Genomic DNA, 22,736 nt, shown 5'->3' with positions numbered 1-22,736 from the left:
CGCATCAGGTCAAAGCGCTGAGGGCAGGGCTGGGCCGGCTGCCCCACCCGCGGCGCTCGCTCAGCGGCACCCAGGCGATCACCGGTCGCTCCGTCACTGGCTGAGCCGGCTTCGGGGGTACGCACCCGGCACCAGGATCGGCAGCTCCACGTCGGTCGCAGACACGTTATAGACGTTTGGCACTGCCGCCGTCGACAGGTCGAGAGCCGATGTCACCGGAGGGATCTGCGTGCCGAGCGCAAAGTTGACGACGTTGGTCGCATTGGGCAGCGAGCTCGCGCTGACGATTGCCGCGTACTGAACGTGCTGCGGATAGAACAGCAGCCCGACCTGGTCGCCGTCCTGAAGCTGCTCTCCAATGGCGGGCAGCAACACTGCGCCTGCGTTCAGCCCCGGATCATCCTGATGGTCGCCTTCTGCAAACGCCGTCACCTGGTCGTCCACCAGGATCAGCTTGCCGGCACGCTGAATGCCGACACCGACGTAAGCCACCGCCGCCTGAACCGCACCCGTTCCGCGCGTCACCGCCAGGTTGGTGATACGGGGCACGCCGGCCAGTACCTGCCCGGTACCGCTGATGGTCGTGATCGGCACGAAGACTGGCCCGGCCGCACCCAGCGGCACCGACGCGGTCAGCGTGGATGCGCTCGTGGGAATCGCCCCCGGCCCCGACAGCGAGCCCACGGGGATGCGGTCCATCTCCAATCCGACCGGCTGGGTATTGGGGGCGCCAACCGTATCCGCCACCGAGAGGCAAACCTTGGGGATCGCGTTGAACGTGTCGGAGTCGACGCCCTTCAACTGTCTGTCGAACCAGCTGAGGATCGACGCGACACCCACGACGCCGCCGCAATTGGCGGTGCCCTGCGACTGGCCCGCCAGCGGATTCATATGGCCGCCTTCGGTCGTCAGCACGCGCACATCCGCGCCGGTCGACGCGAAATACCGCGCGTTCATGTAGGCCTCTGTCACGTTGAACAGAACATCGCGGTTGCCCTGCAGGAACAGCGCTGGCACCTTGCGCAGTACTGCCTGGGTTTCGCCAAAGTTCCAGGGAAGGCCCGCACGCTGCTGGGCCTCGAAATAGCCCATGCCATGATCGAAGAAGAACTGGGTCAGCTCAGTGCCGGAGACGGGGCGCGGGTACGCCGTCGGTAGACTCGCCAGGTTGAACAGGTCTGTCTCCGTGCGGACGGTGCTGGCTAGCGGCCCCTGCACGCCGATGGTGTTGCACAGCGTTGCTACCAGCGGCGTATTCGATACGCCGTGCCCGCCCGGGCTCGCGGTCGTGGCGGTGCTGGCCAGCAGGCAAAGCAGCCCGCCGTAGGAGAGCTTCATGCCTTGGCCCGGCAGCAGGCTGTATAGCAGGTCATACCAGGTGCCGTTGGGCACGATGGTGTCGATGCGTGGGTCGAGCGCGGCCAGCGGCATCTGAAAACCGCCGCCGTAGCTGTAACCGATCGTGCCGACCTTGATGTCTTTGGGTATCCCGGTCTGCGGCTCGGTCTGCACGTACAGACTGTCGGCGTTGTCGTAGGCCCAATCCAGGATCGCGCGAGCGTCCTGAACTTCGGCGCGCGGATCGATGATGCGGGCATTGCCGCCGCCATTGGCGGGCACGCTGTCGCCGTGTCCGCGTTCGTCGTAGCTGATGACAACGTAGCCGTGATACGGCAGCGCCTGCACCAGTTCGTCGATCGACGTGAAATGCGGATCGCCCGGATGCAGATCGCCATTGGCTGCCAGGGTTTTCAGTCGATTGCCGCCGTAGCCATGGCTGTGCAGGACCACCGGAAAGCGATCGCCAGGACAGCGCGAGGGCAGCATGACCGAAAAGTAAACGCGGGTGGTTGGCGTTGGATTCGCGCTCGGGTCGAAGTCCGACGGCACCGGCACGACGATCGAGTTGTTGACCACACTCGGTGCCAGTGGTGTATCGCAGGCAGCCGACTGCGCGACAGGGGACGTTGCCACGACCGAGGAGGTCGCGGATCCTGAGGCGCCCGCCGTTGATGAATCAGATGCGCCACCGCCGCAGGCGGCAACGAGCAAACAAAGACTGGCTGCCAGGCAGCCGTTGCGGATGTGCAGCATGGGGTCTCCTCCTGCCTCGATCGGTGTCTTCTATGTACGTATGCCGAGGCTGCGAGGATTCTATTGACGCCGTTCTGTTTGAGACACGCTGTTTTTTAGAGCCTGTCATCGAAAGGGGCGCGCGATGCAGGTTAACCCGAGCGACAGTGGCCGTTCTCCCGATTAGCGGCGGCAAGAACTTTCATCCAAGCGCGGGGAAACCCCGACTGCGGGAGGCCGGTGAGGCGCTGTGGATTCGCCCGGGGGCGATGCAGAGATTGCAGGTGACAGGCTGATGCTGATCAGCCGTTCGTGTTGAAGCAGTAACTTTAATGGAGGCCGGCGAATCTACTGGCCCACACGTTATCCGTCGCGGTCAAAAAAACCTTCGACCATCAGGCCGAAGGTTTAGCACGTGAAATCAAAAACCGGACGACAGGTACTGTTCGCGCACCGCCAGCCCGGCGTAAGGCAAGTTGCTCGCGGTGACGATCGCCACGTAGTCGGAGAATCGGTACTGCAACCGTGCCGTCTGCAGTGGCGATCCGCTCAATACCTCTGGTGATGGATCACCCATTGTCGACGTCGGCATACCGAGCGCATTGCGCAGCGCATATCTCGCGCCATCCCAGGCGGCCGTTGTGTCGCCGGCGCTCATACCGCGTCGGTAGACGTCTATGCCGACGAGATGGCCACTGGGCCCGAAGCTGAGCCACAACTCGCTGACAGGCGGGCCGGCAAGACCGAGCTTATTGGCGTCCACACCTCGGCAGCGAAGATAGCGGTAGCCGTGTTTGACATCATCACAGGCTATGTCATTTTTGTCTGCCCAGCGAGCGGCCTCCTCGGCGGTCGTGCGATCCAGTACGAATCCGCCCGGGACGGGGCGAGCCGGTGCGATCTGGTCTGTTCGAAGGTGCGCCAGGCCGCTGGCACGCAGTACGCTGACTTGCTCCGCCGTGGTGGTGTCGACGGGGCAGGGGACGCCAAGCATCGCGAGCAGAGGGCGAGCCGCCTTCGAGTGCAATGCCCCGACCAGACCAATCGCAACCGCCAGCGCTGCAACACTGGGCATTGTGTAGCGCTGCAGCCAGCGGCGCGGGCTCATTGGCAGTTCTGGGCGGTGTTGGGGCCCAGATACTGAGGCATAGACGACACGATGGTCGACTTGAGGCCAGTGAGCACGGGTGCTACACGGGAGATGTAGGCATCCGGAACGCCATCGGTCTTCATGACAGCAGCTGCATCGGTGATGAACTGATCGAACACACAGCCAGGGATACCGACGTCGGAATGTGCTGTGGCCATGTCGTCACACATGACGGTGGTGCCATCTGCCGCGACTTGTCCTGGATAGCTGAAGGGGCCACCAAACAACGCTTTGAACTGGAGGTTCAGGCAAGCCTTGAGACGCCCCACCGTGTCGTGTCCGGGCTGACCGATGTTGGCAAAGTACGGTGCTTCTTTGGGGTCTGCGAGCAGACCGGACACCGCGTCGTCGACCACCTTCGAAACGGCGGCCGGTGCACTTGCATCTCCGCCAAGTCCGGCCCACATGTCGGCGTTTTGCGGAAATTGTGCTGTCGACGCCGTCGATGCCATCGACATGGGCGCATCGTCGCCGCCTCCGCATGCGCTCAGCGTCGCGGTGGTCAACGTCAAAACCAGTAGCAGTGCTCGCTTCATGGGTCAATCTCCTTTGGCAGGGTATGGATCGGGCGCTGCGCAGCTTGTCTCAAGCCCGGCGCAGCGCTGATGTCATATACGTCTGCCATGCGAGATCGGATGCAGGATGGATCGAGCCACTGCAGAGTTTTGATGTGCGGACATGGTGCACGCTCACGCAGACTGCATCGAACCGCACTGGACCGTATCAATGCACGGAATTTCGTTGGAGCAGTGCGGCGATGTAAATCTAGGTGCAATGTCCCAGTCCGGAATGGCTATGCCGCGCCATTCGCAAGAAATCGCGCGCACTTTTACTTGTCCGGAAATTGCCGTCTTCTTCCCGTTAAGGCCGGCGCAACAAGTAAAGCGGTGAGCAAAAGGAATAAGGGCGGGGCGGCCAAGCGAAGATCAGCGCAAATAGGATGGACGAGCCGCTCCCCCAGTTCCACCATGGAATCGGTCAGTCTAGGGGTAGGCCCATTGGCGGCGTCACGAAGCCGCTTTGACGCCGGGGTGTGAAAAGCACCTACCGGGGCTTCACCGGGCGTGGCGCTGGGCAAGTCTGATGCCACGGCAGGTACGCGCTCGCTGGTGACGGCCTCGATTGACTTGAGGCCCCCGCTTCGTACGCTGCACACCTGGGACGTTACTAGCGAATTCCGTACTGCTGTCCACCTTGGTGGGCGTCAACAACGCCTCTCGTCTCCTTCAGTCGTTCAAACCCACATAGACGGCAACGAGGTGTCCACCTCGATTGTCGGAGCGCAAGCACGTGCAAAGGCCCGCGCCCGAACAGTCACGCCTGCATGTCCCGCAACACGCCCAACTCACTCGATTCGACATCATCTGCGCCTGATTCCGTCGGTGTTTTCCCTAACCTTTATTGCGTTGAGTTTAGGCCGTTAAGCCGCTAATATTTGGCCGATGCAACGTGTTTTATAGGCCGACAAAACGTAATAATAGGAGGTTTGTCGGGACCGAGACGTTGGGGCTGGCTCCTTGCATGTGGCGCTGCAACTGACTGTCGTCCTTTGCGCCTGTACCAGCGCGTCGTCATGGCGTACCGATATCTGGTTCGCCAGCCTTGGCATGGCTTGCCCGAATGCTTTCTGCGAAGCGTCATCCATTCCATATGCAGTTCAACGTAATGAACCTCGACACCCAAGCTACTGCAGTGCTCCAAGACAGCCTGCGCGACTCTTCACTGCTCGAAACGCGCGCCTGGTTGGCCTCGGGATGGCAAGAGGCATCCAGCGGACGCTCGTTTGCAGTGACCAATCCTGCCACGGGCGAGATCCTGGCCCGCGTGGCCAGCCTGAGCGGTGCCGAGGTTGAATCGGCAATCACGGCCTCCGCAGAAGCGCAGGCCGTGTGGCAGCGCCGCAGCAGCCACGAGCGGGCCAAGCTGCTGCGTGCCTGGTTCGATCTGATGATTGCCAACGCCGACGACCTGGCTCTGATCATGACCTCGGAGCAGGGCAAACCGCTGGCCGAAGCGCGCGGCGAGATCCTTTACGCGGCGTCGTTTGTCGAGTGGTTCGCGGAAGAGGCGAAGCGCATCTACGGTGACGTCGCATCGCATCCGCAGACCGACAAGCGGATCCTCGTCATTCGCCAGCCGGTCGGCGTTTGCGCGGCCATCACGCCGTGGAATTTCCCGGCGGCGATGATCACCCGCAAGGTGGCACCAGCCCTTGCCGCGGGCTGCTCGATGATCGTGCGGCCGGCCGACCTGACGCCGCTGACCGCGCTTGCGCTGGCAGTGCTGGCTGAGCGTGCGGGCATTCCTGCCGGCGTGCTTCAAATAGTGTGCGGCCCGTCGCGCGAGATCGGTGCGGTCCTGACGGCCAGCCCGGTCGTACGCAAACTGTCCTTTACAGGCTCGACCGAGGTTGGTCGCGTGCTGATGAGCCAGTCGTCGCCGACGATCAAGCGGCTGTCGCTCGAGCTGGGTGGCAACGCCCCGTTCATCGTGTTCGACGATGCGGATCTCGATGCCGCCATCGAAGGCGCGATGGCGTCGAAATACCGCAACAGCGGCCAGACCTGCGTATGCGCCAACCGCTTCCTGGTGCAGGACGGCATCTACGACCGCTTCGTCGAGGCGCTGGTGCGCCGCGTGGCGGAGCTCAAGGTCGGCAATGGCGTCGAGCCAGGCGTGCAACAGGGGCCGCTGATTCAGAAGTCCGCGTGCGAACACCTGCAAGCCATGATCGACGATGCCGTCGACAAGGGCGCGAAGGTCGTCATCGGCGGCAAGGGCCATGCATTGGGCGGCACGTTCTTCGAGCCGACCGTGATTGCCGGCGCCACGCCAGACATGCGCGTGGCGCGCGAGGAACTGTTCGGTCCGGTCGCTCCCGTGTTCCGCTTTCGCGATGAAGCCGAGGCGATTGCGCTGGCCAATGACACCGAGTACGGCCTGGCCGCCTATCTCTACACCCGCGACAACGCACGCATCTGGCGCGTTGGTGAAGCACTGGAGTACGGCATGGTGGGCCTGAACACCGGTCTGATTTCCAACGAGGTGGCCCCGTTCGGCGGCGTGAAGCAGTCCGGCCTCGGCCGCGAGGGCTCGCGATACGGCATCGACGAATACCTGGAAATCAAGTACCTGTGCGCGCAGGTCTGAGCACGGCGTAACCGACAGCATCAAAGAGCAAAAGAATGGCTCAATTCCAACAGCCGGTACGCTTCGACACGGTCCCGTCCATCCTCCAGGAATGGGGCGCCGCGCGCCGCCTCGGAGAAATCCTGGCCACATGGACAGAGCGCCGCAGTGTGCTGGTCGTCACTGATGGTGGCCTGCACGAAGCCGGGGTGCTGGAGAACGCCAAGGCATCGCTGGCGACAGCCGGCTTCCGCGTGACCGTTTTCGACGAGGTGGTGGCCGATCCGCCTGAGGCGGTGCTGCTGCGCTGCGTCGAGCATGCGCGCGCGGCTGGTGTCGATCTCGTGATTGGTCTGGGTGGCGGCTCGTCGATGGACATTGCGAAGCTGGCGGCCGTGCTGCTTGTTTCCGAACAGCCGCTGGCCGAGATGTATGGCATCGGAAACGTCAAGGGCGCACGCGTGCCGCTGGTGCAGATGCCGACCACGGCCGGTACCGGTTCGGAGGTCACCAACATCTCCATCGTGTCGGTCGGCGAGACGACCAAGATGGGAATCGTCGCGCCCCAGCTTTTCGCGGACCGGGTGATCCTGGACGCCGAGCTGACGGTCGGCCTGCCGCGTCAGCACACTGCGGCCACGGGGATCGACGCCATGGTTCACGCCATCGAGGCTTACACCAGCAAGCACAAGAAGAACGTCATCTCCGACGCGCTGGCGCGTGAGGCGCTACGCCTGCTGTCGGCCAATTTGCTGGCTGCATGCGAGAACGGTAACGACCGGAGCGCGCGCGAGGCGATGCTGCTTGGCGCGACGCTCGCCGGCCAGGCCTTCGCCAATGCGCCGGTTGCGGCCGTCCATGCGTTGGCGTATCCGCTGGGTGGGCATTTCCATATCCCGCACGGTCTGTCGAACGCGCTGATGCTTGGGCCCGTGTTGCGCTTCAACGCAGCAGCAGCGGCCGCGCAGTACGCAGAGCTGGCCGGTGCGCTAGGCGTCGGTCATGCCGATGACGATGACGAAGCCCGCACCGAGGCCTTTATTGGATTCATGGAGGATCTGATGGATCGGTCGGGTGCGCCGCGGCGGCTGCGCGATGCAGGTGTCACGCGCGAAAGCCTGGCGATGCTTGCTGCGGACGCCATGCAACAGCAGCGCCTATTGCAGAACAACCCGGTGGAGGTGCGGCAAGCCGACGCCCTGCAGCTCTACGAACAGGCGTACTGAAGAGAGAGTGGGGCGCTCGCTGGACCGGTGCAGACCGGCATCCACCAATCCATTGCAATAAAGGGGCCCGCCGTCTGGCGGGGCCCGCAGCACAGGAAGTGAAGCATCATGAGTAACGTGGAAACCAACGGTCACTACAAGGTTGTCGTCCTCGGCGCCGGATTCGGCGGGTTGGGCATGGCGGCGCAGTTGAAGCAGGCGGGCATCGATGATTTCGTCGTGCTCGAAAAGCGCCCGGCGCTGGGCGGTGTTTGGCGCGACAACTCCTACCCCGGCGCGGCGTGTGACACCGAATCGCACCTCTATTGCTACAGTTTCCACCCGCATTTGCGCGTGAGTGCCATGTACGCGGGCCGCGACGAGCTGCTCGGCTACATGGAATCGCTCGCAGACCGTTTCGGACTCGATGCCCACTTGCGCTTCAACAGCGAAATCCGCAGCGCGGTTTGGGACAAGGCTGATCGCCTCTGGCGCTTCGAACTGGCCGACGGCTCGCGCCTGACCTCGCGCTTCTTCGTGCCGGCCTGGGGCCAGCTCAACCGACCGTTGATTCCCAAGGTGCCGGGACTGAACACCTTCAAGGGGGAATACTTTCATTCCGCCGACTGGCGCCATGATGTGGACCTGCGCGGCAAGCGCGTCGCCAGCATTGGTAACGCGGCCAGCGCGGTGCAGTACATTCCCGAGATTGCCCCGGTGGTGAACCATCTGACCGTGTTCCAACGCAGCGCCAACTGGATCATGCCGCGCAATCAGATTGTCTTCACCACGGAACAGCTCGATGAATTTCAGCGCGATCCGGCACTGTTCGAAAAGAGCCGCGAGCGGCTGCATGCATTCCGAGAGTCAGGCTTCGAGCGCACCCGCGTCGGCACCGATGCGCAGCGCGAAGGCAAGCGCCTGGCGCTGGAGCATTTGGAGCGTAACGTGGCCGACCCGGCCCTGCGTGCCAAGCTCACGCCAGGCTATGAATTTGCCTGCAAGCGCATTCTGCGCTCCGACGACTACTACCCCGCCCTGACGCGCGACAACGTCACGCTCGAGACGGCCGGAATTGAGGCGTTTGTGGAAGAGGGCATCCTGACCAAGGATGGCCGCGTGCACGCTTTCGACGTCGTGGTATTCGGCACCGGTTTTGAGAGCCAGGCATTCCAGGGTGACCTGCAGGTCAGCGGCCTCGACGGTTCGCTGGCCGATGCCTGGGCCGACGGACCGCAAGCGTATCTCGGCATGGCGGTACCGGGCTTTCCGAATCTATTCATGATCTATGGCCCGAACACCAACCTGAACCACAACTCCATCCTCTCGATGCTGGAGATCCAGCAGCGCTACATCATCGATGCGATTCGCGGCATCGAGGCCTCGGGCGTTGGTGCGTGCCAGATCAGCAAGGCGCGATCCGACGACTACAACCGTGCGCTGCAGGCGGCGATGGGCGGCTCGGCATTTTCCGCCGACTGCTCAAGCTGGTACAAGAACGCCCAGGGCAAGGTCATCAACAACTGGTCTGGCACGGTGGACGAGTACCGCGCGGCGGTGCGCTGGGACCTCGGCGCATTCGAGCAGGTTTGACGGGGCAGGGACGTGTCTTCGGAACTCTCCTGGCAGCCGCTAAGCGAGGTGGCGGAGGATGCGCGGCCCCTGGTGCAGGCGTTTCGCGAAGCGGGCGGCCTGCACTACGGCAGCCTGGCGCCGGAGCCTTCGCGCGCGAACTTTGCCCGGGCCTGCAGCCTGAATGGTTTGAACGACATCGACGGCGTTGACCACCGCGACATCATGGTGCCTGTGACCGACGGTGCGATTCGGGTGCGGCTGTACCAGCCGAACGAGGCGGAGTGCGCGGGCGGCAAGGGGCCCTTGGTCGTGTTCCTGCACGGCGGTGGCTGGGTGATCGGCAGCATCGACACGCATGACGGCATTTGCCGGCTGCTGGCCCGGCAAAGCGGCTGCATCGTCGCGTCGGTGGAATATCGTCTGGCCCCAGAACATCAATGGCCAGTGCCGCTTCGGGACTGCGAGGAGGCACTCGGCTATTTGGTCGCCAATGCGGCAGCGTTGTCCATTGACGCCAGCCGCGTGGTGCAGGCTGGAGATAGCGCGGGCGGCAATATGGCGACCATCATCAGCAACGCGCCGGCTACAGGGGCGTACCAGGTCGTAGGCCAGGTGCTGCTCTATCCGGTGACGGACCTGACAGCAAGCCGGCCCTCCTACGGCCGCTTCCGAGTCGGACTGCCGCTCGTCGCAGAATCGATGCGATGGTTCCGCGATCTGTACGTGCCAGCGGGCACGCCGCTTGACCAGCCTGCCTTGTCACCGCTGCTACACGCAGAGGGCCGCCGCCAGCCACCGATGTTTATCGCTACCGTCGGCCTGGACCCGCTCTGTGACGAAGGCATTGAATACGCGGCAATGGCGGCGCGAGCAGGTGGCTTGCTGGAGCATCACCACCTACCTCGTCACATGCACGGCATTTTCACGGCGGCAGGGCGCATCAGCACTGCGCAGAATCTGCTAGAGCGCGCAGGCTTATTCATTCGCCGACTGTCTTCGCATTCGTGAAGCGTTGCTTCTGATGGGCGACGATGAGGCCGCTTTCTTCTGATGTGTAGGCACGCGAGCTAGCGCGTGTGCTGATCGCTGCGGCAGGAATGCCGCGCCCATCCTGCCGGTCTTGACTCGCACTTCGGCAATTTGCCAGGCTTGCAAGGACCGCCCGCGTGATTCGCGGCCCCGCGCTTGAACACGGAAATCCCGACGCGCCCGGCGATGGAACTAGCCTCGTCGTGAGTGGCGCCTCTCTCAGTTGTTCCTTTCCCAGCTCTCCGTCTGATGCCAACGCGGCACGCGCGCGTGCTGGGAGCCTCGCGCCGCTGCGCTCGAACGGCCGAATCCCCACCCGCACGCGTAAGTAAATCGATTGGACATCGTTTGCGTCTTGTTTGGTTGGTGTTTTCCCTAGCTTTTGTCACCTTGATGATAGGCCGGTGCAACGCTAATATTTGGCCGTACTAACGTTGTTTTTAGGCCGTAAATACGTACTCGCAAGGCGATGCTCAGGTTAGGGGCGCCCAGGTCGGTGCCGCACCGAGCGTCACAGGCCCGTGCTGGCTTCCTTGGCGGCGAGGTGATCTGCAAATGGCAGCCAGAAAACAGCTGCCGGGGCTACAGCGCTGTGGGCGTCTTCTTCTGCTCTGCACTCCTGTTTCCATCAACGCATCTAGCAGGGAGGCTCAGGCCATGGCTGCGAGCAATAAACGTCAATCGATCGTCCCGGCCCCTTTCCAAGGGCACTACGACGCGTATCACTTCTCGCCGGCAACGCGTGTGGGCGACATGGTTTGGGTATCCGGCCAGGTTGGCGTGGACACGGACATGAAGCCTGCCGAAGGGATGCAAGCGCAGGCGCAGATCGCTTTCGAATGCCTGAAGCTGGTTCTCGAAGAGGCGGGCGCGAGCCTGGCCGATGTCGTTGAGCTCACAACGTTTCACACGGACCTGCATGGCGACATTGATGCGTTTATCGCCGTCAAGGACCAGTACTTCCCGAGCCGCTATCCGTCGTGGTCAGCGGTGGGGGTGACGCAGTTGGCCTTGCCTGGATTGCTGATCGAGATTCGCGCAACGGCCGTAGCCGGATCCGGAGAGGAATGAGCGCTTGAGGCGGCCGGACATGCTGGCTGCAAGGCGAGAGATATTGGAAGGAGCCCATGATGAAGAAGCAACGCATTGAAGTCGTATCCGCAATCGCGGCCGCAGTATGTTTTGCGATCGGTACCACCGCCATGGCGGAAGACCTCACACCTGAGGGCGCTGATCGATCTGCCAGCAAGGACGGTAGCGTCCCCGTTTATGCCGGCAAGCAATCCCCCGAAGCCGGATGGGAGTGGGGCAAGGTTCGCGGTGATTTCTGGAAGCACAAGAGCGAGAAGCCTCTGTACTCGATCGATGCGTCAAACATCGACAAGTACGCAGACAAGCTGACGCCCGGCCAGATCCAGCTCTTCAAGCAGAAGAAGAGCTATCGCATGGACGTGTATGCGTCGCATCGCGAATGCCAGGTGCCCGACTTTGTTGCGCAAAACTCCAAGGCAAATCTGACCGGAGCGAAGCTGGATTCGACGGGGGAGCAGCTGCAGACCGCAACCCTTCCGGGTGTTGTATTCCCGCAGCCTAAGAACGGCGCAGAAGCGATCCTGAACTACATGTATCGCTACCACGGTGAAGGTCTGGAGTGGCCGAAGATGGTCACCTCCATTTCCCCACGCCCGGGCAGCAACGAATGGATCGACGTGATCTCTCCGCAGCATGCCTTCGTCCCCTGGGGCAAGCCGGGCAAGACGACGCCACAGGATGTTGATCAGCTCAGCAGTGCCGCCTTCTTCAAGATGGAATCGCCACCGGCGCTGGCAGGACAGGCTTTTGTACAGCGGCAGTTCTTCAACAAGCCATCGGAGACGTTCTACTACTTCCCGGGCCAACGTCGCGTGCGCCGCATGCCGGCCTATACGCACGATGCGCCGGTCATCGGCATGGAGAACCAGTACCTGATCGATGAGGCCAACATGTTCTACGGCACCATCGACCGGTTCAACTGGAAGCTCGTCGGCAAGAAGGAACTGCTGGTGCCGTACAACGCGTTCGGGATGTACAAGTTCAAGGAAAAGCTGCACGACGTTGCTACGCCAGACGGCGTCGCTTCGAGCAATCGTCGCTACGAAATGCACCGCGTCTGGGTGGTCGAGGCCACGCTCAAGCCGAGCGCGCGCCATGTTGCATCCAAGAAGGTCTTCTACCTCGATGAAGACAGCTGGCTAGCCCTCGTCGGCGAAGACTACGACGCCCAGGGCAAGTTGTGGAAGGTGCGCGAAAGCTACCCGATTCCGGTGTGGGAGCTGGGCGGCACGTGCGACAACATGCCGTTCGTGATGTACGACCTCAGCAACGGCCGCTACGTGATGGATCAAACGACGTTCGGCCAGGGCAAGGACATTCATTGGTACGAGCAGATCAATGATCCGCGCTTCAAGACGGATTTCTTTACCGCAGAAACACTGCGCGCGGTGAGCGAGCGCTGAACGTGGCCGCATGAGCGGGGGCCGGCACGCGCTTGAGGAGGGGCGTGCCGGTATCAAAACGGGTTGGAGGAAAAATGAATACCAAGAAGATGTCCACGCGGACAGCGATTTCGCTCGCCGTGCTGGCAGCAACAACGTCTGCAGCGCAGGCCTACGACTTCACGATGGGCACGGACGACGCGGTGAAAGGCTCGCTGGTGAGCAACATCACAGCCGGCGTGGCAACGCGAACGAAGAGCCCGAGCTGTGCGCTCACGGGCGATCCGAACGCAAACGGCTGCGGCGCTGCGGCCAACACTGACCAGTGGGGTGCCGGCGACAACGGCGATTTGAACTATCGCCGATGGAAGCCCTACAGCACGTACCTGAGCGCGACCAGCGAATTGCTGTTGACGATGCCCAGCGAGGGGTTGAAGTTCATGGCGCGCGGCACGGGCATGTACGACTTCATGGCCAAGAACACCGAGCGCACGCCGCTGTCGAGTGATGCGAGGGCGCAGGTGGTTTATGACGCGCACGTGCTTGATCTATGGGCGCAGAAGGACTTTACCGTGGCGGATCAGAACGCCCACGTCCGTATCGGCAACCAGGTCATCAACTGGGGCGAGAGCATGTTTGCCATGGGCGGTATCAACGCCACCAACTCGCTCGATGTCCAGAAGCTCCTGATTCCGGGCTCGCAGCTCAAGCAGGCGCTGCTACCTGCGCCGATGGTGAGCTTTGCCACGAATCTCTCGCATGGCCTCAGCACCGAGGCTTATTACCAGTTCATCTGGAACGGCAACCGCATGCCGCCGGTTGGCTCCTTCTGGTCGGCGTCCAACGTTGTGGGCCGTGGTGCTGAGCCTTTCACCGTGAACACGACGAACTTCAATGCGAACGGCCCGAGTGCAGGCACGGTCGCAGGCCAGAACGGTTTGAACAGCCACGACCCGGGCACCATTACGGCGATCAACAACGGCCTGGTCAATGGCGACTTCGCTGGCCCCCCTTCGTTCTCGATCGGGCTGCCGGTCTCCAACAAGTTGCCTTCGAAGTACAAGCCGCAATTCGGTGTGAAGTTCAACTATGTACCGACCTCCATCGACGCGAACTTCGCCTTCTATTACGAGAACTACACCGACAAGTCGCCCGTGTTGGCCTCGTTCGCGAACAACACGGCGCAGTGGTCGTATCAGCAGAATCGTCAGCTGTTTGGGATCAGCGCGAACTTCCCCGTCGGACCCTGGGCGGTGGGGACGGAACTGTCGTATCGCCCGCGCGACGCGGTGGCGCTTTCGGGCTGCTACGGCGCGGGCGGACCGATGGACCTGAACGTGAACCCGGCCGGTGTCGACTGCCAGCAGTGGGTGGACCGTAAGAAGCTGCAATTCGGCATCAACGGCATTCTGGCGCTCACGCGCAGCGAATATCCGTTCCTCAAGATGATCGGAGCAGATTCGGCCTCGCTGACCGCAGAAGCGACGATGGTCTACTACCCAGGCCTGGGTGGCAGCGTGACACGCACCGTCAACGGCGTGCAGGTCATGCAGGCGCCGCAGGCTGGCTATCTGACGTGGCTGAACAACAACTCGGGCACGGGTTACCCCATCGGCATGCGCCAGGGTACGGCAGCCTCGGGCGGTGTGACGGTCGACTTCAACTGGACCTATGACGGCACGCTCATCCCCGGTTGGCAGGTGACGCCTGGCGTGACATTCAACGCCGCGCTGTACGGCTACACGCCGACGTTCAACGCCAACTACATGCAGGGGGCGAAGTCCGCCAACTTCTACGTGCTGTTCAACCAGAACCCGACGGTCTGGCAGGCGGGCATCAACTTCACGGCGTTCTGGGGCGGGCACAACACGGTGGGCAATCCGTATTCGGATCGCAACTTCATCGGCGCATTCGTCACGCGCAACTTCTAACGCGTTCGTGTCGGGCGGCGGCGCACGCGGTGCGCCGCCAGGAATACTTGAAGGGGTAGTGTCGTGTTGAATCGTCTTGTTGCGGGGCTGGAAAAAGCCTTCTTCGGTCACCGCGCGATCGTGCTGGCGGTGATTGGCCTATTCACTGCAGGCATGGCCGTGTTTGCCGTGCAACTGCGCATGGATGCCGGCTTCGAGAAGCAGATGCCGATCGGCCATGAGTACATCCAGACGTTCCAGAAGTACCGGAACGATCTGCTCGGGGCCAACCGAATCACGGTGGTGGTGCGCGCGAAGAAGGGCTCAATCTGGACGCCGGAGGGGCTTACACGGTTGTACAACGTGACCCAGGCCGTCATTTACCTGCCGAACGTGGATCGCATCGGTGTGCGTTCGCTGTGGACGCCCAACGCGTTCGTCAACGAGATCACCGAAGAAGGCTTCCGCGCCGAGCCGATCATCTCGGGCAACATCACACCCGATCAGCTGACGCCTGAAGTCGTGGCGAGCATTCGTCGCGCGACCACGCTCGGCGGCTACGTGGGCACGCTCGTCTCGCACAACGAAGACAGCGCGATGATCACCGCAGAGCTCAACGAGCGCGACAGTGCAGGCAAGGTGCTCGACTACGTGGCGTTCAACCACACGCTCGAAGACAAGATCCGCAAGCCGTTTGAGGATGCCGGCTACGAGGTTCAGATCATCGGCTTCGCCAAGCAGATCGGTGACATTGCCGATGGCGCCAAGGGCGTGCTCGTCTTCTGCGCGATCGCGCTGCTGCTGACGGCCCTCTCGGTGTACTGGTACTGCCATTCGGTGCGCTTCACGGTGCTGCTGATTGTGTGCTCGTTGAGTTCACTTGTCTGGCAGTTCGGCACGCTGCGGCTGCTGGGCTTCGGGCTGGATCCGCTGGCGGTGCTGGTGCCGTTCCTGGTCTTTGCCATCGGGGTGTCGCACGGCGTGCAGCAGGTCAACTTCATCGTGCGCGAGATTGCCCGCGGCAATAGCTCGTACGACGCTGCACGCCACAGCTTCAGCGGTCTGCTGATCCCGGGCGTGCTAGCCCTCGTGACGGCCTTCGTCTCGTTCATCACGCTACTGCTGATCCCGATTCCGATGGTGCGGGAGCTGGCGATCACGGCCTCGCTGGGCGTGGCCTACAAGATCGTGACGAACCTGATCCTGCTGCCGGTGGCCGCCTCTTGCTTCAACTTCACGCAAGCCTACGCGCAGAGCGCGCTCAAGCGTGCGGCTTGGCGCTCGGCGGTCCTGCGCCCCCTTTCCAAAGTCGCCCAGCCAAAGTACGCCGGCATCACGCTGTTGATCACGTTGGTGGTGTTTGGGCTGGCGGTCTGGCAAAGCCGTGACCGTGTGATCGGCACGCTGCAGCCGGGTGCGCCTGAGTTGCGCGAGGAAGCGCGCTTCAACCGGGATGCGACGTCGATTGCCGGCAACTACGACATGGGGCTCGATTGGCTGTCGGTGGCGATCGAGTCGAACGGCAAGGCGTGCGACAACCCGGCCGTCGGCTTGTATGAGGACGAGTTCACCGCCGCCATGCGCACCGAGCCCGGGGTGGTCTCCGCCCAGTCGTACTCGGGGATGCTGCGCACCTACAACGCGGGCTACAACGAAGACTATCCAAAGATGAACGTCGTGCCGATCGACCCCGAGAACTACGGGGCCGTGTCGGTCGATGTGGCACGCCTGAAGGGCTTCATGACAGCCGACTGCAGCATGACGGCTGTCCATCTTTACCTGACCGATCACAAGGCGACGACGATCAACCGGATCCTGGATGACATCAAGCAGTACCGCGCATCGCATCCGTTCCCGGGTATCAAGATCCGCCTCGCGGCGGGCAATGCCGGCGTGCTGGCCGCCACAAATGACGAGGTGGAGCACAGCGAGCTGCCGATGATGCTGTACGTGTACGCCGCCATCGTGATCCTCGTGTTCCTGGCCTACCGCGACTGGCGCTCGATGCTGGCCTGCTGCGTGCCGCTGACAGTCGCCACCTTCATCGGCTACTGGTTCATGAAGGAACTCAAGATCGGCCTGACCGTGGCTACGCTGCCGGTGATGGTGCTGGCTGTCGGCATCGGCGTGGACTACGCGCTGTACATCTACAACCGCCTGCAGCGGCACCTGGCCGAAGGCGATCCGATTGAACGGGCGATGGAGCGCGCGCTGGAGTTCGAGTGCGTGGCGACGATCTTCACTGCCATCACGCTGGCCGTCGGTGTGGCGACGTGGAGCTTCTCGGCGCTCAAGTTCCAGGCCGACATGGGCAAGCTGCTGGCCTTCATGTTCATCGTGAACCTGGTGATGGCGATGACCGCGCTGCCGGCGCTGGCCTCGGTGCTGGAGCGCTGGTTCCCCCGGCGCAAGCCTGCGCGTGCGCCGGGCCTGCTGAGCCACTGAACGGGAGACAGCCATGATGAAAACGATCCTTACCAGCATCGCGCTGTGCGCGGCAGCCGCAGTGTTTGCACAAACGCCCGCCGAAGGTACGGTCGCCACCTGGAGCGTCAAGCCCGCGCATACGTGGCCCGCGCCGACGCACCGCATGCTGCTGGACGCCACGCGTGCCGGCAAACGCATCATCGTCGTGGGCGAGCACGGCATCGTTCTGCTCTCCGACGACGAAGGCAAGACGTATCGGCAGGCACGCTCGGTTCCAGTGTCCGCCACGCTATCCGCTGTCTCCTTTGCCGATGAACAGCACGGCTGGGTAGTCGGTCAGTGGGGCGTGATTCTCGCGACGAGCGATGGCGGTGAGACGTGGAAAAAGCAGCGTATGGACACGGCCGTCGATCAGCCGCTGTTCTCCGTGCTTTTTACGAACGACCAGGATGGCATTGCAGTTGGGCTGTGGTCTTTGATGCTGCAGACCCACGACGGCGGTAAGACGTGGATGAAAACGACGTTGCCAAAACCCCCCGGGGGCGGCAAGGCCGACCGCAACCTGTACCGCGTGTTTGCGGATGGCAAGGGCGCGTTCTACATCTCTGCCGAGCAGGGGACGGTGCTCAAGTCGGCCGATGGCGGCGCCACTTGGGATTACCTCGCAACGGGCGGCAAGGGTTCGCTGTGGTCGGGTGTGGCCATGCCAGATGGACGGGTTGTGGTGGGTGGTCTGCTCGGCAGTCTGTTCCAGAGCAGCGATGGTGGGGCGACCTGGCAACCGTTGAAGGCCGAGACGAAGAGTTCGATCACCGGTCTTGTAGCGTCGGGTAACGGGTTCGTTGCGGTCGGGCTGGATGGGCTCGTGCTCAAGCAGCGTGAAGACGGCGCGCCGCTGGCGGTGGCACAGCGTGAAGATCGCCCAGCACTAACCGCTGCGGTGATCGGTGCGGGTGGCAAGCCGATTCTGTTTTCGAAAGAGGGCGTGCTTGCCGGCCTCTGAGGCCAGTTAAAGCGCACACACGTCTCCCCGTGTCTCCCGACATCGTCGAGACGGGTTCGTTATGCAACGAGGGAAGAAGGGGTTCACATGCATGTGAGAGAGCAGATGAAGCTGGAGCTGGCGCGCGATGGTGCCACCGTCGCCCGGGGCCTGTTTTCCCCCGAGCGCCTTAAGCGGATGCGCGAGGCGTTCGATTACGGGATTGCCCACCCCAGCCCGCAGCACGGCTACGCCTTTGCAGGCACGCCGGATGAGCATTTCAACGACTACGGCAACTTTGACAACCGTGATGTACACGTCGCGACGGTCAAAGCGTTGGGGCTCGATGAATTTGTAGCGTCGCTCTGGGATTCCGAGCATGTGTGGTTCATCGGCGAGGAGCTCTTCATCAAGAAGGGCGGCAGGGCCGGCCGATCACCGTGGCACCAGGACACTTCGTACTATCCGTTCAGCGGGCCGCAGTTGCTCAACATCTGGACGTGCTTTGAGAAGATTCCCCGCAAGAATGCGCTAGAGGTCGTGCGAGGCTCTCACCTTGGAGCGCAGTACAACGGTACCTCCTACAACGACCCTAACGATCACACCAAGCCGCTGTGGGCCAACACCGATTGGCCTCTACTGCCCAACATTGAGGCCGACCGTGCAAAAGACCCAGCCTCGTGGGACGTTGTCTCCTGGGAGCTGGAGCCGGGCGATGCGCTGTTGTTCCACTCGGGCTCGCTGCACGGCGGTGCGCCCGTGACCCCGGATTGCCCGGATCGCCATACGCTGGTTTACCGGTTCTACGGCGACAAGCTGTTTTACCGGCCCCTGCCAACCGGGGGATGCAACTACGGCTACGACATCAGCAATCTCAACGATCCGTCGCTGACGCCGGGCGAACCGTTCCGGGCGCCTTACTGCACGCAGGTGCGGTGAGGCAAGCAAAGGCGTCGTCTCAGCGGCGTGCGCCATCGCCAAGCCCCCTTAAACCAGCGAACACAGCAATCCGATGGGATTGAAAACGTACGCTGGTGACGTCTCCTAGATCCTGGCTTTGGTCTCCTCTGGGGTCTTTTGATGCCGTGGCAGCACGGCATCTTTTTTTGTCTTGCTTTACAGAACGTCGTTGGGAGCGATCCGCCCTTGCGCGATGAGCGCGGTCATCACCATGACCAGTTCGAACGCGCGGTCCTCGCTCACCGATTGATGCTGGGCGTCAAACCTCAGCACCGTGACGCCGTCCAGCAGTGCTGTGATGAGCGTTGCGCGAGCGAGGCATTCCCGCGCGGTTGCTGTCGCGTCGACTTCCCGGATGAGGTCGGCCCAGACCACCCGGTAGGCGGCATAGCCGCTTCTCACCTTTTCACGCGTGATATCCGAATGCTGGGCCAGCGCCCACATCTCCGACCACAGCTGCTGCACCGCAGGAACACAGGTTTCCTCGAAGTTTTCTGCGGCAATTTCGAGCATGCGCTCCAGCGCCGGTTTGCCGCTCGGTTTGCCGATCTCCGAGTAACGGTCCAGATAAGCCTGCCCAACCGCTTCCATTGTCGAACGGAGCAAATCGTCATGGGTCGGGAAATAGTTCTGAAGCGCCGATGGCAGGGTGCCAAGTTCTCTTGCCACCCGTGCCAGGGTGAAATTTGCATAGCCTTCCGTCGCCAGCAGGTTGGCGGCGGTGGAGATGATCTCGTTGATCTTGAGCTCTCTGCGTTTGCCCTGGGCCGTCGGCCGGTAATGGAAGCTGTCTTGAGTCGACTGACGCGTGCGCAATTCCAGTAGGGCCGGCTGCAGGTACCCGTCAGATCCAAACACGCTGACACGGGCATCGCTACCGTCGTGCAGTGTGCGTGGACGACGAAGAGGTACCTCGCTCTGCAGCGTTGCGGCTGAAGCACTCACGACCATCTTGACGGCGCGCTTCGCAACACGAGCGAGCTCGACATAGTCTCTTCCCGGGTAATCGCCGTGGGATGCGAATAGCGTCATGCCGTCCATCTGCGCGCCGATCACGGCGGCACGCACCAGACATTCTTCGTGACTCAACGTGGGGTGGAGTTCCGACAACAACTTCGCAAAGATCTCTCGAAAACGCGCCTGCATATCGTCGAGCAGTTCTGCGACAAAGGCTTCATGCGAAGCGAATGCCCAGATCTCCACCATGAATTTCGGCAGATCGGTTTCGTTGATGTTCTGGAAGATGCGATTGATCAGCGCGGAGCAACGTTGTGCCGCCCCCGTGCCCGGACGACTCGCAATCGCTGTGTAGTCCTCCATGACCTGGCTCATATAGGCCGGGAGCACCGTGCGAAGCAATTCTTCTGTCGTTCGAAAGTAATACTGCAGATTTCCATGGGTGATGCCCATGCGATCCGCTACACGGCGTATTGCGAATCCGGCATAGCCGTCTTCTTGAAAGACCTGGCGCGCGGTATCGATGATCTCGCGAATGCGCTGTTCCCGATTGCGCCGTGTTGATGACCGCACGGCGGACTTGGCTCCCTCCGAATGGTCAGGGGTTCCTTGCTTGACCGCGCTGTTTTGCACGTTGACTCTCCCGTGGCTTATACAAAACTTCCGCAAATTATAGGCCTATCCGACGGAATGGGAGAAACGTAGCTGCTTTCCCTCTGATCTTGCGCATAAGTCATGTCTGCTTGAGTGCGCAGATCACACACCTCCGTCTTTAACTCGAATACTTGGCAGGAACAGTCCACGCCAACCTTGCGCTGCAAAACACTTTGGTTGGTGTGCCTAGCCATCCTGCGCCTTGCAGCGTGCGAAGTTGAGTCGGCTCGACAGCGTTTGCGTCTCCCTTGGTCGGTGTTTTCCCTAGTTTGCTCGCCCTTGAGTGTAGGCCGGTGCGACGTTAATATTAGGCCGTAGTAACGCAAATACAGGGCCAGTAACACGCTCATGTAAGGCAAATGTAGGCCGCGCAATCAGGTGAAGGATTTCGTGCATCGCAGGGCTGGTTGCGTGCGCAATGCCTTCCAGGAAGGGCTGAACGGCTTCCCAACTTGATGGTGGAACAGAAGAAGGGTGGCGGCTCTTCTCTGTCGCTCGGCGCATGGGTGCCGGCTTCAACTGACGTGGAGCGCACCGCGGCGATTGATCCACGTTTGACCTTACCCAACCCTCACCAGAAGAAGTCGTAGGAGGCAACCATGGCAAAGCACCCCGTCGTCGTGCATGGAGGGATGAAAAGCTGCGAAGAAGCTGCGCTGGTCGCCCACATCTTGAGCAGGGATTGAGGAAATCCGAAATGAGTATGGATCTTGAGCGTGGTAAAGAGCGCGCCGACCTGGGGAAGTATCGGGCGCTGGGTGGCTGGGTGGAAAAGCCGGACGACATGCAGCACGCGCTGGAGGGCAACGTCAGCGCGGATGTGGTGATTGCCGGTGCCGGTTTTGCAGGTCTTTCCGCGGCGCTGGAGCTGGCCAGGCTGGGCGCGAACGTCGTTGTGATTGAGCGGGATTTCGCCGGCTTCGGCGCAAGCGGACGAAACGCAGGCTATCTGGCCGGCGCCATGGCGCTCGAATACGACCTCATGTTCAGGGGCCTCAGCAAGGAACGGGCGACGCAGATCGTCCGCTACTACGACGACGCTGTCGGCTTCGTGGAAGGCAAGCTCAAGGAACACGATATCGACTGCGAATACGTGCAGTCCGGGTGGATCCGGGCGGGCGTCCATCCGTCGCAGGAGAAGAGGATCCGCGCGGATATGCAGGTCGGTATCGAACACGGCCACAAGTCGGAATTTCTGGATCACGCGCAGATGCGCGCGCGCGGCATTCCGTCGGCGTTTCTATTTGGCGAATACACGCCGGCCGGCGGAACGCTTCATCCAGGCAAATACGTCATGGGGCTGCGCCGTGCCGCGCTGCGGGCTGGCGTGAAGCTCTACGAGAACACGCCGCTCCTGTCTTACACCGACGGCCCGGTCATTCGGGTGCAGACTCCGCGCGGTAGCGTCAGCGCCCCGGTGCTGATGCTTGCCACCAACGCCTACACGCCGCAGCTCGGTTTGCTTGCAAACAAGGTGGTGCCCTTGCGGATCTCGGCAATCGAGACCGAACCGCTGTCCGCGGTGCAGTTGGCCTCGCTGGATTGGCCAAGGCGCGAAGGCATCGTGACGGGCCACTTCAGCATGGAAAGCTTCCGCCTGACGGCACGCAACACAATCATCTCCACAGTCAAGCGCATCCACTATCCGTACGGCTCAGAGACGCCGAACGTGCCCGCCTACGACCAGTATCGAGCGCTGCGAGCAAACCTCCATGAGCGTTTGCCCGCCTTGAAGGACATCGCATTACGGCATTGCTGGAGCGGCTACATCAGCACCGCCGGCAACGCGCTTCCCGTGGTCGGCACAACCGGCGCAAACCAGAACATTTACTACACCGCCGGGTGTTCTGGCCATGGCCTGGCCAGTCAATCCATGCTCGGAAACATGCTTGCCCAGAAGATTCGCGGTACCGAGCCGCCGCTACTGGCAGCGCTGCGTTACGACACGCCCACGCTGCCGCCGGAGCCGTTCCGCTGGTGTCTCGTCAATGGGGCTCTGGCCGCGGCAAACACATTGGACGATCGGTTGAACCGCAAGGTGCGGGGCGCTGCAGCCTGAAGGCGAGCGCTTTCTGCGACCGCGCGACGGAGGCCAAATGAAATCGCAAACGTCTATGCGTTCCTCGCCTCCGATGAGGCCAGCGTTATCAACGGAGAAGCGATCGAAGTGTCGGGGGAACTCTCGACCTAGTTGCGATCAGAGCGGGTTCG

General features: G+C 62.1%; 15 protein-coding genes and 1 pseudogene. 12 read left to right on the top strand and 4 right to left on the bottom strand.

Going from position 1 to position 22,736, the window contains the following annotated elements; all coding sequences use genetic code 11:
* Window positions 1-93 precede the first annotated feature (93 nt).
* The 3 genes from M1D44_RS21450 to M1D44_RS21440 form a co-directional block, all read right to left on the bottom strand.
* Window positions 94-1,974, bottom strand: a complete 1,881-nt coding sequence (locus tag M1D44_RS21450; RefSeq protein WP_316852398.1) for a CocE/NonD family hydrolase — start codon at window positions 1,972-1,974, stop codon at window positions 94-96.
* A gap of 520 nt (window positions 1,975-2,494) precedes the next feature.
* Window positions 2,495-3,181, bottom strand: a complete 687-nt coding sequence (locus tag M1D44_RS21445; protein WP_316852397.1) for a hypothetical protein — start codon at window positions 3,179-3,181, stop codon at window positions 2,495-2,497.
* Entirely contained in the window at window positions 3,178-3,759 is a 582-nt protein-coding gene (locus M1D44_RS21440; protein ID WP_024978772.1) for a globin family protein, read from the bottom strand. Before M1D44_RS21440 ends, M1D44_RS21445 begins: the two co-directional genes overlap by 4 nt.
* 1,129 nt (window positions 3,760-4,888) lie before the next feature.
* On the opposite strand from M1D44_RS21440, the gene M1D44_RS21435 reads away from it, so the two are divergent.
* From M1D44_RS21435 to M1D44_RS21390, 10 genes are all read left to right on the top strand, one after another.
* Window positions 4,889-6,373 carry an NAD-dependent succinate-semialdehyde dehydrogenase gene (locus M1D44_RS21435; protein ID WP_316852396.1) on the top strand — a complete coding sequence of 495 codons (1,485 nt, stop codon included), beginning with the start codon at window positions 4,889-4,891 and terminating at the stop codon, window positions 6,371-6,373.
* A gap of 35 nt (window positions 6,374-6,408) precedes the next feature.
* A complete protein-coding gene (locus M1D44_RS21430) occupies window positions 6,409-7,578 on the top strand; it encodes an iron-containing alcohol dehydrogenase (RefSeq protein WP_112188004.1) in 1,170 nt (389 codons plus the stop codon).
* A 108-nt stretch (window positions 7,579-7,686) separates the two neighbouring features.
* Window positions 7,687-9,150, top strand: coding sequence for a flavin-containing monooxygenase (locus M1D44_RS21425; RefSeq protein ID WP_316852395.1), 1,464 nt, complete (start codon window positions 7,687-7,689; stop codon window positions 9,148-9,150).
* Window positions 9,151-9,162: 12 nt separating this feature from the next.
* The gene (locus M1D44_RS21420) at window positions 9,163-10,140 is read left to right on the top strand and encodes an alpha/beta hydrolase (RefSeq protein WP_316852394.1); all 978 of its coding nucleotides are present in this window, start codon (window positions 9,163-9,165) and stop codon (window positions 10,138-10,140) included.
* Window positions 10,141-10,818: 678 nt separating this feature from the next.
* On the top strand, window positions 10,819-11,232 hold the full coding sequence (locus M1D44_RS21415; protein WP_112187999.1) for a RidA family protein: 414 nt from the start codon (window positions 10,819-10,821) through the stop codon (window positions 11,230-11,232).
* Window positions 11,233-11,288: 56 nt separating this feature from the next.
* Window positions 11,289-12,656 carry a DUF1329 domain-containing protein gene (locus M1D44_RS21410; protein ID WP_316852393.1) on the top strand — a complete coding sequence of 456 codons (1,368 nt, stop codon included), beginning with the start codon at window positions 11,289-11,291 and terminating at the stop codon, window positions 12,654-12,656.
* A gap of 74 nt (window positions 12,657-12,730) precedes the next feature.
* Window positions 12,731-14,566, top strand: a complete 1,836-nt coding sequence (locus M1D44_RS21405; protein ID WP_439004451.1) for a DUF1302 domain-containing protein — start codon at window positions 12,731-12,733, stop codon at window positions 14,564-14,566.
* 63 nt (window positions 14,567-14,629) lie between these two features.
* Window positions 14,630-16,990, top strand: coding sequence for an efflux RND transporter permease subunit (locus M1D44_RS21400; RefSeq protein WP_316852391.1), 2,361 nt, complete (start codon window positions 14,630-14,632; stop codon window positions 16,988-16,990).
* A 13-nt stretch (window positions 16,991-17,003) separates the two neighbouring features.
* Complete coding sequence (locus tag M1D44_RS21395) at window positions 17,004-17,975, top strand: WD40/YVTN/BNR-like repeat-containing protein (RefSeq protein WP_316852390.1); 972 nt, start codon at window positions 17,004-17,006, stop codon at window positions 17,973-17,975.
* A gap of 105 nt (window positions 17,976-18,080) precedes the next feature.
* On the top strand, window positions 18,081-18,893 hold the full coding sequence (locus M1D44_RS21390; RefSeq protein ID WP_316852389.1) for a phytanoyl-CoA dioxygenase family protein: 813 nt from the start codon (window positions 18,081-18,083) through the stop codon (window positions 18,891-18,893).
* Between the two features lie 177 nt (window positions 18,894-19,070).
* On the opposite strand, the gene M1D44_RS21385 is transcribed toward M1D44_RS21390, so the two are convergent.
* Entirely contained in the window at window positions 19,071-20,504 is a 1,434-nt protein-coding gene (locus M1D44_RS21385; RefSeq protein WP_024978783.1) for a TetR/AcrR family transcriptional regulator, read from the bottom strand.
* Window positions 20,505-21,222: 718 nt separating this feature from the next.
* Between M1D44_RS21385 and M1D44_RS21380 the strand changes: the two genes are divergently transcribed.
* Entirely contained in the window at window positions 21,223-22,584 is a 1,362-nt protein-coding gene (locus tag M1D44_RS21380) for an NAD(P)/FAD-dependent oxidoreductase (protein WP_316852695.1), read from the top strand.
* Window positions 22,585-22,614: 30 nt separating this feature from the next.
* Window positions 22,615-22,716, top strand: a pseudogene (locus M1D44_RS21375) (SDR family oxidoreductase); the annotation flags it as partial.
* Window positions 22,717-22,736: the final 20 nt, after the last annotated feature.

This window comes from Ralstonia sp. SA306, assembly GCF_054792405.1.
The sequence above is the reverse complement of the archived record's forward strand: the minus strand, read 5'-3'. Positions and strand labels throughout refer to the sequence as shown.

Excerpts from the sequence above, each read along its gene's own strand:
- M1D44_RS21445 (WP_316852397.1), bottom strand. The coding sequence starts at position 3,181 with ATGAGCCCGCGCCGCTGGCTGCAGCGCTACACAATGCCCAGTGTTGCA.
- M1D44_RS21440 (WP_024978772.1), bottom strand. The coding sequence starts at position 3,759 with ATGAAGCGAGCACTGCTACTGGTTTTGACGTTGACCACCGCGACGCTG.
- M1D44_RS21435 (WP_316852396.1), top strand. The coding sequence starts at position 4,889 with ATGAACCTCGACACCCAAGCTACTGCAGTGCTCCAAGACAGCCTGCGC.
- M1D44_RS21430 (WP_112188004.1), top strand. The coding sequence starts at position 6,409 with ATGGCTCAATTCCAACAGCCGGTACGCTTCGACACGGTCCCGTCCATC.
- M1D44_RS21425 (WP_316852395.1), top strand. The coding sequence starts at position 7,687 with ATGAGTAACGTGGAAACCAACGGTCACTACAAGGTTGTCGTCCTCGGC.
- M1D44_RS21415 (WP_112187999.1), top strand. The coding sequence starts at position 10,819 with ATGGCTGCGAGCAATAAACGTCAATCGATCGTCCCGGCCCCTTTCCAA.
- M1D44_RS21410 (WP_316852393.1), top strand. The coding sequence starts at position 11,289 with ATGATGAAGAAGCAACGCATTGAAGTCGTATCCGCAATCGCGGCCGCA.
- M1D44_RS21405 (WP_439004451.1), top strand. The coding sequence starts at position 12,731 with ATGAATACCAAGAAGATGTCCACGCGGACAGCGATTTCGCTCGCCGTG.
- M1D44_RS21395 (WP_316852390.1), top strand. The coding sequence starts at position 17,004 with ATGATGAAAACGATCCTTACCAGCATCGCGCTGTGCGCGGCAGCCGCA.
- M1D44_RS21390 (WP_316852389.1), top strand. The coding sequence starts at position 18,081 with ATGAAGCTGGAGCTGGCGCGCGATGGTGCCACCGTCGCCCGGGGCCTG.
- M1D44_RS21380 (WP_316852695.1), top strand. The coding sequence starts at position 21,223 with ATGAGTATGGATCTTGAGCGTGGTAAAGAGCGCGCCGACCTGGGGAAG.